The organism is Caryophanon latum (assembly GCF_001700325.1).
Classification (GTDB): domain Bacteria; phylum Bacillota; class Bacilli; order Bacillales_A; family Planococcaceae; genus Caryophanon; species Caryophanon latum.
Genome location: NZ_MATO01000002.1, coordinates 1 through 12293, shown reverse-complemented (window position 1 = coordinate 12293; position 12293 = coordinate 1). Strand labels below are relative to the sequence as shown.

13 protein-coding genes and 8 tRNA genes are annotated in these 12293 nt (G+C 42.8%); 20 read left to right on the top strand and 1 reads right to left on the bottom strand.

From position 1 onward, the window contains the following. The first annotated feature begins 43 nt into the window (after window positions 1-43). Together A6K76_RS00660 and A6K76_RS00655 are read left to right on the top strand one after the other, a co-directional pair. Window positions 44-523 carry a PH domain-containing protein gene (locus A6K76_RS00660; protein ID WP_066461109.1) on the top strand — a complete coding sequence of 160 codons (480 nt, stop codon included), beginning with the start codon at window positions 44-46 and terminating at the stop codon, window positions 521-523. After that, window positions 516-2012 (top strand): PH domain-containing protein, encoded by a 1497-nt coding sequence (locus tag A6K76_RS00655; RefSeq protein WP_066461108.1) that lies wholly within the window; start codon window positions 516-518, stop codon window positions 2010-2012. The genes A6K76_RS00660 and A6K76_RS00655 overlap by 8 nt, the downstream gene beginning before the upstream one ends. Before the next feature lie 36 nt (window positions 2013-2048). Here A6K76_RS00655 and A6K76_RS00650 read toward each other — a convergent pair whose 3' ends face one another. Next, the gene (locus A6K76_RS00650; RefSeq protein ID WP_066461107.1) at window positions 2049-2657 is read right to left on the bottom strand and encodes a rhomboid family intramembrane serine protease; all 609 of its coding nucleotides are present in this window, start codon (window positions 2655-2657) and stop codon (window positions 2049-2051) included. A 67-nt stretch (window positions 2658-2724) separates the two neighbouring features. Between A6K76_RS00650 and acpS the strand changes: the two genes are divergently transcribed. The 18 genes from acpS to A6K76_RS00560 all read left to right on the top strand — a co-directional run bounded on the left by acpS (window position 2725) and on the right by A6K76_RS00560 (window position 12228). Further along, window positions 2725-3090, top strand: a complete 366-nt coding sequence (acpS, locus tag A6K76_RS00645) for a holo-ACP synthase (protein ID WP_066461106.1) — start codon at window positions 2725-2727, stop codon at window positions 3088-3090. A 96-nt stretch (window positions 3091-3186) separates the two neighbouring features. Further along, window positions 3187-4308 (top strand): alanine racemase, encoded by a 1122-nt coding sequence (gene alr / locus A6K76_RS00640; RefSeq protein ID WP_066461105.1) that lies wholly within the window; start codon window positions 3187-3189, stop codon window positions 4306-4308. A 134-nt stretch (window positions 4309-4442) separates the two neighbouring features. Beyond that, complete coding sequence (locus A6K76_RS00635) at window positions 4443-4712, top strand: hypothetical protein (RefSeq protein WP_083995159.1); 270 nt, start codon at window positions 4443-4445, stop codon at window positions 4710-4712. A 4-nt stretch (window positions 4713-4716) separates the two neighbouring features. After that, a complete protein-coding gene (locus A6K76_RS00630; RefSeq protein WP_066461100.1) occupies window positions 4717-5076 on the top strand; it encodes a type II toxin-antitoxin system PemK/MazF family toxin in 360 nt (119 codons plus the stop codon). 737 nt (window positions 5077-5813) lie between these two features. After that, window positions 5814-6218, top strand: a complete 405-nt coding sequence (locus A6K76_RS00625; RefSeq protein ID WP_066461099.1) for an anti-sigma regulatory factor — start codon at window positions 5814-5816, stop codon at window positions 6216-6218. 18 nt (window positions 6219-6236) lie between these two features. Next, the gene (locus tag A6K76_RS00620) at window positions 6237-7235 is read left to right on the top strand and encodes a PP2C family protein-serine/threonine phosphatase (RefSeq protein ID WP_066461098.1); all 999 of its coding nucleotides are present in this window, start codon (window positions 6237-6239) and stop codon (window positions 7233-7235) included. 64 nt (window positions 7236-7299) lie between these two features. Next, a complete protein-coding gene (locus A6K76_RS00615; protein WP_066461097.1) occupies window positions 7300-7644 on the top strand; it encodes an STAS domain-containing protein in 345 nt (114 codons plus the stop codon). Continuing rightward, on the top strand, window positions 7631-8101 hold the full coding sequence (gene rsbW, locus A6K76_RS00610; RefSeq protein ID WP_066461095.1) for an anti-sigma B factor RsbW: 471 nt from the start codon (window positions 7631-7633) through the stop codon (window positions 8099-8101). Before A6K76_RS00615 ends, rsbW begins: the two co-directional genes overlap by 14 nt. Next, window positions 8079-8867, top strand: a complete 789-nt coding sequence (gene sigB, locus A6K76_RS00605; protein ID WP_066461093.1) for an RNA polymerase sigma factor SigB — start codon at window positions 8079-8081, stop codon at window positions 8865-8867. The genes rsbW and sigB overlap by 23 nt, the downstream gene beginning before the upstream one ends. A 77-nt stretch (window positions 8868-8944) precedes the next feature. After that, window positions 8945-11101: a Tex family protein gene (locus A6K76_RS00600; protein ID WP_066461092.1), complete on the top strand. Its 2157-nt coding sequence runs from the start codon at window positions 8945-8947 to the stop codon at window positions 11099-11101. A 404-nt stretch (window positions 11102-11505) separates the two neighbouring features. Further along, window positions 11506-11581 (top strand) — tRNA-Asn (locus A6K76_RS00595). A gap of 4 nt (window positions 11582-11585) precedes the next feature. Next, a tRNA-Glu gene (locus A6K76_RS00590) sits at window positions 11586-11660 on the top strand. A gap of 34 nt (window positions 11661-11694) precedes the next feature. Continuing rightward, window positions 11695-11770: transfer RNA gene (locus tag A6K76_RS00585), tRNA-Asp, on the top strand. Between the two features lie 5 nt (window positions 11771-11775). Next, a tRNA-Gln gene (locus A6K76_RS00580) sits at window positions 11776-11850 on the top strand. Window positions 11851-11855: 5 nt separating this feature from the next. After that, window positions 11856-11931 (top strand) — tRNA-Lys (locus A6K76_RS00575). Between the two features lie 32 nt (window positions 11932-11963). Beyond that, window positions 11964-12050: transfer RNA gene (locus tag A6K76_RS00570), tRNA-Leu, on the top strand. 23 nt (window positions 12051-12073) lie between these two features. Next, window positions 12074-12150, top strand: a tRNA-Arg gene (locus A6K76_RS00565). Window positions 12151-12154: 4 nt separating this feature from the next. Continuing rightward, window positions 12155-12228 (top strand) — tRNA-Gly (locus A6K76_RS00560). Window positions 12229-12293 lie beyond the last annotated feature (65 nt).

Genomic DNA, 12293 nt, shown 5'->3' with positions numbered 1-12293 from the left:
GTGCTGAAACATCGTATACTAAGCTTAGAGAGGACGTGAATTTATGAGAAATCCACCTGCATTTCAAATCGCACGTAAAGCATTAACCGTTTGGCGTGTGTACGGCTCGATTCAAACAGCTATACTTTTGTTAGTCGGCTTAGTAATGGCAATTTTGACAAAAATGTTTGATTGGTCACCGTGGTTACATATTATTTGGTTCGGCTTGCCGATGTTATCCGCTATTTTTAGCATTTACTTATTTCCGAAGCTGCGCTGGGAACGTTGGCGCTATGAAGTACGTGAGCAAGAAATCGAGGTGCAGCACGGCTTGTTCGTCATTAAACGTACGTTAATTCCGATGGTGCGCGTACAGCACGTTGACGTCGCACAAGGTCCGATTTTAAAGCGTTATGACTTAGCGAACATTTCGATTTCAACAGCCGCAACGACGCACGAAATTCCAGCGCTTATTACAAAGGAAGCAGATGAGCTACGCCAACGTATTTCGCTGCTAGCAAGGGTGGCGGAAGAAGATGTTTAAATATCGACTGCATCCTGTATCTGCACTGATTAACTTTTTTAAAGGGCTAAAGGAGTTGCTACTGCCGTTTATCATCATCATTATTACGAGTGGTGGCATCGTCATTAACCCGAACGACCCTGATTTTTGGCCGAGCTTAATTCCGAAATTGTTTTTAGGGGTGGCGCTCATTTTTGTGTTATATATCGGGGTTGTGAAGTGGCGCACGTACATGTATTGGTTTGAAGACGACGAGCTGCGCGTTGAGTATGGCTTGTTCGTGAAGAAAAAACGATACGTACCGTTTGAGCGCATTCAAAGCTTAAACTATAAAGAAGGTATTTTTCATCGCATGTTTAAGCTTGTTGCGGTCGACATTGAAACGGCAGGTAACTCGACGGAGGCAGAAATTTCACTAACAGCCATTACGCGTGAGCAAGCGAACCGCATCGAGCGTGAAATGAAGGAAGCGAAAAAACGATTGCAAGCAGTCATTGTCGATGAGCAAGGGATGGAAATCGTAGCAGAAGAAACTGTTGTACGAGAACATGTTATTCATGCGATGGACAAAAAAGATTTAATTTTACTTGCATCAACGTCTGGTGGTGTCGGTGTCGTGCTTGCTGGTATTTTAGCCATTTTTTCACAGGTGAGCGCGTACATTCCATATGAAAAAATTTACAAAGAAATTTCGAGCGTTGTGAGCATCGGCTTTGCGCTCCTTGCGTCAGTCATTGCGGCGGCGTTTATTATTACGTGGCTCATTTCAGTGTTAATGACGTTCGTTAATTACTACAATTTCAAAGTAGTGGAGCAAGATGGCAAAATGATCATTACGCGCGGGCTGCTCGAAAAAAAGCGTACGACGATTCCGCTGTCACGCATACAAGGCATTCGCATCGTTGAAAATCCGCTGCGTCAACCGTTTGGCTATGCGACCGTTTTAGTTGAAAGTGCATCAGGCGGTGACGACGACAATAAAATTGCATCGAAAATGAATTTATTTCCGCTCATTAAGCGTAACGAAATTGCTGGAAAGCTAGCGCATGTGCTGCCGCAGTATACGATCGACACGCCGATGACAAGTTCACCGAAGCGCGCGATTCCATTTTTTTACCGCTTCGATTTAGTGTACGTCGTGCCAATTATTGCGGCACTTAGCTATTTCTTTTATCCATACGGGCTATTTTCGATCTTGCTTATTGTGGCATTTATGCTGCTCGGTCGTTGGCAATGGCGTAGCGCGGCGTTTGCGATTGATGATTCGCAGCTGACGATTCGCTCTCGCTTTTTAAGTAGAACGACATTTATTGTGCACAAAAATCGCATTCAATCGATGGAAGCGCGCCAAAGCTATTTTGAACAGCGTCGCGACGTTGCGTCAGTCGGTGTCACAGTCATGTCAGGATTTGGTGGCTCTAGTTCGACAGCGATGCATATTGAATCGCAACATGCCGACGAATTATTGAGCTGGTTTGAACGCGAGCGACGTGATGAAATAGAGCAATAAAAAAGAGGTGAGCGAAAATGTCGCTCACCTCTTTTACTATTTTTTTTGACGCCATGCGAGTATGCGCTTTGGATGCAAGTATGCTAAGCCGATCAAGAAGCCGACAATGATACCGCCAATATGTGCTGCTACGTTTACGCCTGGTTGTAAAAATGTCATGACAATACTAATGACGATGATCGGTAAAATAATTTGGCGAAGTGCTGGCATCGTTTTACGCGTGTAATATACAAGTGCTGCATATGCGCCGAATACGCCAAAAATTGCACCAGATGCACCGACACTGACCGTACGTAAATCTAAAAAGACATACGTTGCGACGTTTCCGAAAAGACCGGCGATCGCATACAATGTAATGAAGCGCGCTTTACCTAAAATACGCTCCATCTCAGGGGCGAATACGTACAGCGAAAAGCAGTTAAACAATAAGTGCAAAAAGCCACCGTGTAAAAAAATTGATGTAATGAGCCGCCAATATTCACCGTCTGCAATTAAAAAGTTTGCGCCGGCACCGAAGTTAAAAATAGTGTTGCCGACATTTGGCACATACGTCAATGCATGCACGACAATATTTAAAAACAGCAGCGTTGCAACGACAGGATATAGCTTTATATATTGCTTTAAATTTTCTCTACGATTAAACAAAATGTCCACCTCGATTTCTTTCTTATAGTATAACGTTTTCGAGATGCGCTTGGAAAGGAGGAGCTATATGATTAAAGGAATTGGCTTAGATATTACTGAGCTTGCCCGCATCGAAAAAATTGCAGCGCGCACACCGAAGTTTATCGCTCGTATTTTAACGGCGCGTGAGCAAGCGCTGTACGATACGTTATCGGCACATCGCAAAATCGAGTTTTTAGCAGGGCGATTTGCGGCAAAGGAAGCATATGCAAAAGCAAACGGCACAGGCATTCGCGCGGGCTGCGAATTTACGGACATCGAGGTGTTGCCAGATGATTTAGGGGCACCGATGCTTTATTTTAAAGGTGAGCGTAGCAGCGGCTTCGTATCGATTACACATAGTGAGCAGTACGCCGCTGCGCAAGTTATTTTAATGCATCATTGTGTAGAGTGAGGTAAAATAATGAAAACGCTGTGCAGGAATCGGTGGTGCAACGTTAAAATTAAAAACTACTTACACGTTTAAGTATGTGAAAAAGAGGTTATATTGATGACAGTAGAACAGTACTTTCGACCAACAAAGGCAATCATTGATTTAGAGGCAATTCGTCAAAATGTCCGTAACTTAAAGGCGCATATTCAGCCGACAACACGCATTATTGCAGTAGTAAAAGCAAATGCGTACGGTCATGGAGATGTAGCAGTCGCGGGTGCGGCGCTTGAAGCAGGTGCGACGATGCTCGCAGTTGCAACAGCAGATGAAGCATTACATATACGTAAACATTATCCGCATACAGACATTTTAGTGCTAGGTGCAACACCGGTTCATTTTGCGCCTTACGCAGCGGAGCAACGCATTACATTAACGGTTTTTTCTCCTGAGTGGGTAGAGCAAGCAGCGCGCTACGTCGATACTATGATGCAGCCATTAAAGCTACATATTAAAGTCGATAGCGGAATGGGACGCATCGGTGTTCGAACGGTAGATGAGTTAAAGGCGCTTGAGCAAGCAATCGTGAACGAGCCGACAATGACGATTGACGGTATTTTCACACATTTTGCAACAGCTGACGAGGAAAATGCGTCATTATTTACGAAGCAAGTGCAATTGTTTATAGAACTTGTCAATGCGCTTACGACACGACCACCATATGTGCACGCATCCAACACAGCGGCAGCACTTATTAAGGATCAATCGGTGCAGTTTGATGCAGTACGCTATGGCATTTCACTTTACGGTTTAACGCCTTCAAGCTACGTTTCATCGATTGAGCCGTTTGCATTACAGCCGGCATTATCATTACAAACAGAGCTCGTGCACGTAAAGGAAATTCAAGCAGGTGATTCAGTAGGCTACGGCGCGACATTCGTTGCAGAAGAAAGCTGTTGGATTGGCACATTGCCGATTGGTTATGCGGATGGAATGATTCGCAAGTTAGGTGGTCAGGAAGTATTAATTGACGGGCAGCGAATGCCAATTGTTGGACGCATTTGCATGGATCAATGCATGGTGTTATTACGAAAAAAATATCCAGTAGGCGAACCAGTACAGCTCATTGGTAAGCAAGGAAATGAAGCAGTAACACTTGATGAGTGGGCGGCGCGATTACAGACGATTAATTACGAAGTACCGTGTAATTTCACGAATAGAATTCCTCGCTTCTACAAATAAATACTCTCTTAAGAACGTTCTTTAATTGCATGAATTATCTGTAAAATATAATTCGAGTCTTTTCATTTAGTTTTCATGATGGTATGATGAATGAAAGAAGTGATTAAGAAATGGGCTTGTTGGAGGTGCTATTTATGTATGCAAAACAATTGCAATATGATGATTTATCGCAAATGCTACTAGAAGAAGCAACGAAGGAATATGACAATCGTTTGAAACGTTATCGCTTAAGTGGCTTACCAGCAGAGCGTGAATTGCATGATGATGAACGTCTTGAACTGCGCGAAGCAATGATGAAAGGCTATGTTGAAATGGCCGAGTTAAATTTGCAAATCGCAGAGGAGTTCAGCTATGCAGAGCACGAGGCACAACATGTAGTGGAGCGTCTCTTAATCGGGGGATGACAAATTGAACGCTAATAACGTAAAACGTGGGGACGTTTTCTTTGCGGATTTATCACCAGTAGTAGGTTCCGAACAAGGTGGTACAAGACCAGTATTAATCATTCAAAATGATATCGGAAATCGTTTTAGTCCCACTGTTATTATCGCGGCCATCACAGCGCAAATTCAAAAAGCGAAATTACCAACGCACGTCGAAATCGATGCGAAAAAGTATGGGTTAGAACGAGACTCGGTAATTTTGCTTGAGCAATTGCGTACAGTAGATAAGGCGCGATTAACAGATCGCATCACACATTTAGACGATACAATGATGAAGCGTGTTGATGAAGCACTAAAGATTAGTGTAGGGCTAGTAAAACTATAATACATATATGTTGTAAATAAAGGCACCGGCAGTGGAACGAAACACTCCCAGGTGCTTTTTTTACAATCATCTCATTAACTAAGATGTGCCTAAAAACGCCAAAATTCAGTATACATGATGGCGAGAAATGAAATAGCGTTTTTTTGTCATAACATGAGGTTGCTTTCCATATCGAGACGGGCTTTCCGCGGGCATGTAGTCTCAAGGCGATTATTCGACGCAGTTAAAACATTTGCTGTTCCCGCAAGAGTCCGCCTGTCGTTTCAAGCAACAATCGCAATTTGTGGTGACGAACGACTTCCAAGCAGTTATAAAATAGTCAGGTTTATTAATACGCCATTTTTGTACAGCTGAATTGGTCGTTTTCAGTAGCAAAACGGAAATGAACGCTTTATTTTAGTGGCAGGAAAGTGAGCCGCAACACGCTCCGGTAAGTTCGCCGGCTAATCAACATGCTTGTTTTTAAATACAAGTTAAAGTAATAGAGTAGAACTATTTCCTTTTCTATTAAATTCCATTCACTAACAAAGTGTAGTAAAATAACCTTAAATATAGGAATTAATCAAATAGATATAACTGTGGCAATGAATACAAATACAAGTGAAAAGAATACATTGAACAGCATATTAGGGAAATATGGTATCATTAAGTATTATCTTTTAGTGAAAATGCTATTTGGCAGCATCTATAATGATGAACGATTTATTATTACTACGACATAGAATGGGGCGAAAATAATGAGCGAAAAATCCTCAGTAGAAATTGTTACTGAGTGGGATATTGTTGCAGTTCGACAATTTGGGCGTAATGAAGCGAAGGAAATAGGATTTGGTACAGTAGACCAAGCGCGTATTACGACTGCAATAAGTGAACTCGCTCGTAATATATACTTATATGCAAAGCTTGGAGAAATCGAAATTGAGCGCTTACGAGACGGAGATCGTAAAGGAATTGCTATCGTTGCGAAAGATCAAGGTCCGGGCATTCAAGATATTCGACAAGTAATGGAGGATGGATACTCTACGTCAGGAGGTTTAGGTGCAGGACTTCCAGGGGTAAAGCGGCTAATGGACACGATTCACGTTGATTCGGTCGTTGGAAGAGGCACAATTATTCGTGCAGAAAAGTGGTTGAATACTTAAGAAAGGGTGATATTTCATTTGAATGAGCTTCAAAAGCAATATACAAAAATTTTGGCAGATTACATTGAAGAGCAAACAGAACGAAATTTATATATTGGTCAAAATTTTATTCGCCAGCTGCTTCAAAAAAATATTGCGCCAGAAGAAGTTATTCACATTCATAAATCGGCAGTAGAAGAAATTATTGATGATTTCCCAATATCTTTACGTCATGCGTATGATTTTTTGATCGAGGTGATGGTTCATTATGGCTTAGCGTTGAGTGAGCATAAAAGCTTATTGCAGCAGCAGGAGGAAATGCAGCTAGAGTTACAAGTCGCAACAAACATTCAAAATATGATTTTAAAATCGCATGTGCCAAAAATTGACGGTGTCGACGTTGGCATGATATCTGTGCCCGCACGCAAAATGAGCGGCGACTATGTTCATTTTATTGACGACAAAAATCGTTATATTGGCATTGCGGTAGCGGACGTTGTCGGAAAGGGCATTCCAGCTGCGCTTTGCATGTCGATGGTAAAATACGGCATGGACAGCTTAGATTATTCAGAGAGCGAGCCAGAACGCGTGTTAGAAGTTATTAACCGAATCGTCGAAAAAAGCGTAGACGACAGCATGTTCGTGTCGATGTTTTACGGCCGTTATGATGTTGAGACATCCACATTCGCTTATGGTTCCGCTGGGCATGAGCCGGCGTTGCATTACAAAGCTGCATCTCAAACGTATGAGGAGCTCGTGGCGAAAGGGTTATTGCTTGGCATTTTACCAGATGGCAACTACGAGCAGCACGAGGTTCAGCTACAGCAAAATGATTTAGTTATTATGATGACGGATGGTGTAACCGAAATTCGTACAAATTTAGAAATGGACGCGATGGCAATTATTACATCGATCATTTCTGAACATAAGCATGAGCGTGCGCAGCAAATCGTTGATGAAGTATTTAAGCAGCTTGAGAAAATGCAAAACTTTGAGCTAAGTGATGACTTCACACTTGTCATTTTGAAAAAAAATTAGTTTAGTACGTTTAAGTAAGATAAAAGTGGGAATAATGTACTGAATATGGAGGTGGCTAATTACGATGAATATTATTTTTCAAGTACAAGAGTCTGAGCAAGTGATTCGAGGAATGATCGAGGGAGAGCTAGATACATTTACAGCTCCACAGTTAAAAGAAGAGCTAGAGGCCATGGAATTAGCAGAAGGCGTATATGTTGAAATTGATTTGTCAAAATTAAATTACATGGACAGTACAGGGCTTGGAGTATTCGTCGGCTTTTATAAACGTGCAAAGCGTGAGCAAGCGAGCGTGAAACTAGTTGGTCTATCTTCTCGTTTACGTCGTTTATTTGAAATTACTGGTTTAAGTGACTTAATGGAAATCGAGAATGAGAAGAGGGTGGAACTTAGCAATGAAGGCATTTGACTACATTGAAATACGCATTCCAGCAAAACCTCAATATGTAAGTGTGGCCCGCTTAGCGATTTCTGGCTTAGCAGCACGTGTTGGTTTTTCTTATGATGATATTGAAGATTTAAAAATTGCATCAAGTGAAGCAGTAACAAATGTTGTACAGCATGCATATGATGAAAAGGATGAAGGCGATGTTGTCATCGGCTGCGCTCTTTATGAATCACGCATGGAAATTATGGTGGCGGATTATGGAAATAGCTTTAGCTTCGAGGAAATTAAAGAAAAAGTTGGGCCGTATCATGAAGAGGAAGAAATTGATTTTCTGCGTGAAGGCGGTTTAGGCTTATATTTAATGGAAACGCTCATGGATGAAGTGAAGGTGAACAACGAGGGCGGAGTTACTGTTTTCATGACAAAGTATGTCACGCGAGAGCAGGTGGAAGAGAATGTCGAAAGAATCACCACATAGAAACTCTTCCAAGGAGGAAGTATTGCAATGGATTGCAGACTACCAGGCGACGCAAAGTGATATAGCGCAAACGAATTTAGTTGTACATTATAAATATTTAGTAGAGTCGATTGCACGTAAATATTCAAGTGGTAAATCATACTACGACGATATTGTACAAGTTGGCATGCTAGGGTTACTTGGAGCGATTCGTCGCTTTGATCCCGATTTTGGTCGAAGCTTCGAGGCGTTTGCTGTACCGACAATCGTCGGTGAAATTAAGCGTTTTTTACGCGACAAAACGTGGGATGTGCATGTGCCACGTCGTATTAAGGAACTCGGTCCACGCATTAAAGCAACGGTAGAGCTATTAACGACCGAATTACAGCGCTCGCCATCGATTAGTGAAATTGCTCGTCATTTAGAAGTGGAAGACGAGGAAGTGCTAGAGGCGATGGAAATGGGACGCAGCTATCAAGCGTTATCGATGGATCATTCAATTGAATCTGACTCTGACGGTAGTACGGTGACGTTATTTGACGTAATCGGCAGAGAAGACGACGGTTTTGAAATGACAAATCGCCGCATGATTGTAGCAGATGCGATGAATGTGTTGTCAGAAAGAGAAAAAAATATTATTCAACTTACATATTTAGAGCAAATGAGTCAAAAAGAAGCGGGCGAGCGGCTAGGTATTTCACAAATGCATGTATCGCGTATTCAGCGTAAAGCAATTAAAAAATTACAAGATGCAATTGCTGCTAGTGATAGTGGCGTCAGTTTATAGATAAAGTCGTGCAGTTCACGGCTTTATCTTTTTTTGTTCATGGTAAACTAATAGAAAAGAAGAGAGGATGAAGTAGGATGGAAGAACGAAAAATTGTACAGCTTATTGCACAAACAGTTGATTGTAGTGAAAAGCAAGTTGCTACTGTAATTGAACTGTTAAACGACAGCAACACCGTACCATTTATTGCGCGTTATCGTAAGGAAGCAACGGGCTCACTCGACGAAGTACAAATTAAAGCAATCGAGGATCGTTACGAATATGTCAAGCAGCTGGAGCAACGTAAAACAGAAGTGCTGCGTCTTGTAGGTGAGCAACAAAAGCTAACACCAGAGCTTGAAGCAGCAATTACACAAGCAACTGTGCTACAACGCGTTGAGGATTTATATCGTCCATACAAGCAAAAGCGCCGCACGAAAGCAACCATTGCGAAGGAAAAAGGACTTGAGCCACTTGCTGATGTGCTAAGCAAACTGCCAAATGGTTCGGTCGACAAGCTCGCACAGTCATTTGTAAACGACGAGCTTGTGCCAACAATAGACGATGCATTGGCAGGCACACGTGACATTTTAGCAGAGCGATTTGCTGATGAGCCGTCCGTTCGTGAGCAACTGCGTACATTAACGCGCAAGCAAGGCATTATCGTAACGGCAGTAAAAAATAAAGAGCTCGATGAAAAGCAAGTATTTGAGATGTACTATGAATACGAAGAACCTGTAAGCCGCATCGTGCCACATCGTACGCTCGCGATTAACCGTGGTGAGAAGGAAGATATTTTAAAAGTGTCAATCCGCCTACCGATTGAGCTCGCGACGAATGCAATGGTTAGAAAATGGTTAAAAACTGAACAAAATGAAGCGTCACAGCAAATCCAACTTGCGATTGAAGATAGCTATAAACGTCTCATTCAGCCAGCAATCGAGCGCGAAATTCGCAACGAGCTAACAGAAAAGGCAGAAACACAGGCGATTCACATTTTTGCTGAAAACTTGCGCAGCCTTCTACTTCAGCCTCCGATGCGCGGCAAAATGGTGCTCGGCGTCGACCCGGCATACCGCACTGGCTGTAAGCTCGCAGTCGTTGACGAAACAGGAAAAATGCTTGAAGTGTCGACTATTTATCCGCATTTATCAAAAGGCAAGCAGCAAGAGGCAGTCGAAGCAGTATTACATACGTTAAAGCGCTATCCGATCGAAATTATTGCTATTGGTAACGGTACAGCATCACGCGAAACGGAGCAGTTTATCGCCGAATGCTTACGAGATATTAAAAACGTAGCGTACGTCATTGTTAACGAGGCAGGCGCATCCGTTTATTCAGCCTCAGATGTTGCACGCGCAGAGTTTCCTAATTTACAAGTCGAGCAGCGTAGCGCCGTATCAATTGCCCGTCGTTTGCAAGATCCGCTATCAGAGCTTGTGAAAATCGAGCCAAAAGCAGTCGGCGTTGGGCAATATCAGCACGACGTATCACAAAAGAAGCTAGCAGAGTCATTAACGTTCATCGTTGAAACAGCTGTAAACCAAGTCGGCGTTGACGTTAACACGGCATCTGCGTCATTGTTACAATACGTGTCTGGTTTATCGAAAACAGTTGCCGAAAACATCGTCGCTGCTCGTAGCGAAAACGGCAAGTTCACATCGCGTGCGCAGCTGAAAAAAATTCCACGTCTCGGTGCGAAAACATACGAGCAGGCAATTGGCTTCTTGCGCGTACCCGAAGCGAAAAATCCATTCGATAGCACAGGGATTCATCCAGAAAGCTACGCGTTAGCTGAGCAAATTTTACAGCATGCACAAGTAGATAAAAAGCAACTAGGTACAGCTGAAGCGGAAGAGAAAATTGGTGCGCTCGACGTAAAGGTGCTAAGCGATAAGTTACAAATTGGTGAAGTGACGATTGCTGATGTCGTGACAACGTTACAAAAACCATCTCGTGACCCACGTGATGCGTTCCCGCAGCCGCTACTAAAAACGGATGTACTTAAGATGGAAGATTTAAAAGTTGGTATGGAACTGCAAGGCACTGTGCGTAACGTTGTAGATTTTGGCGCTTTTGTCGACATTGGTGTAAAGCAAGATGGGCTTGTCCACATTTCAAAGCTGAAAAAAGGACATGTAAAGCATCCGCTCGATGTCATTTCATTAGGAGATATCGTCACAGTATGGATCGATAGTGTCGATGTGAAAAAAGGGCGCATCGCATTAACGATGATCGCACCGGTAAACAATTAAACGATAGAGAATCGTTTGAAAATCGGACCTCCTTTTTGCGTTAAAATAAACTATGAAAGAAGCCCCCACTTTAAAATACGTCAGTGTTTAAGTGGGGGTAGTTCATATCACTGCTGAACGGCGTTGGTGCACCTCGTCATTGTCAAACAATCAGTCAAACGAAAAAAACGTGCAAAGTAACCCAGAGTTATGGTGAAGAGCCTTCTTTGTAGGAACGTCATCTTAAAGTACGTTTGTGGAAAATGCAACGAACAATTATCATTTATACAATGAGTAAAAACATTGATGTTATCACGTTTTTAAACTTTAATATCGTTTTTCTGAAAAAAGTGTTGACGATTCATATTACGCTCTATATACTAATAAAAGTCGACGACATAATGTTGCGCAATAGATCGTATTTTTCCGAAATAGCTCAGTTGGTAGAGCATCCGGCTGTTAACCGGCAGGTCGCAGGTTCGAGTCCTGCTTTCGGAGCCATACTGGCCCGTTGGTCAAGTGGTTAAGACACCGCCCTTTCACGGCGGTAACACGGGTTCGAATCCCGTACGGGTCACCACTTATTTTTATAATGAAATAAATAATTTTTGTCTGGTCCCGTGGTGTAGCGGTTAACATGCCTGCCTGTCACGCAGGAGATCGCCGGTTCGATCCCGGTCGGGACCGCCATTTATTGGGGTATAGCCAAGCGGTAAGGCAACGGATTTTGATTCCGTCATGCCCTGGTTCGAATCCAGGTACCCCAGCCATTTTCGTGCTATTAGCTCAGTTGGTAGAGCATCTGACTTTTAATCAGAGGGTCGAAGGTTCGAGTCCTTCATGGCACACCATTTCTTTTTTGTATTGTCACGTAAATTGAATTGCGGTCGTGGCGGAATGGCAGACGCGCTAGGTTGAGGGCCTAGTGGTGGTTAACACCGTGGAGGTTCAAGTCCTCTCGGCCGCACCAAATTTTTTATGAAATTAAAATATGCGCCCGTAGCTCAATTGGATAGAGCGTCTGACTACGGATCAGAAGGTTGTGGGTTCGACTCCTGCCGGGCGCGCCATATCGCGGGTGTAGTTTAATGGTAAAACCTCAGTCTTCCAAACTGATGTCGTGAGTTCGATTCTCATCACCCGCTCCAATATTTATTTTAAAAAAGTTATTGACAAAAACTTAGTAGAAATGCTAAGATATAGAAGTTCGCTT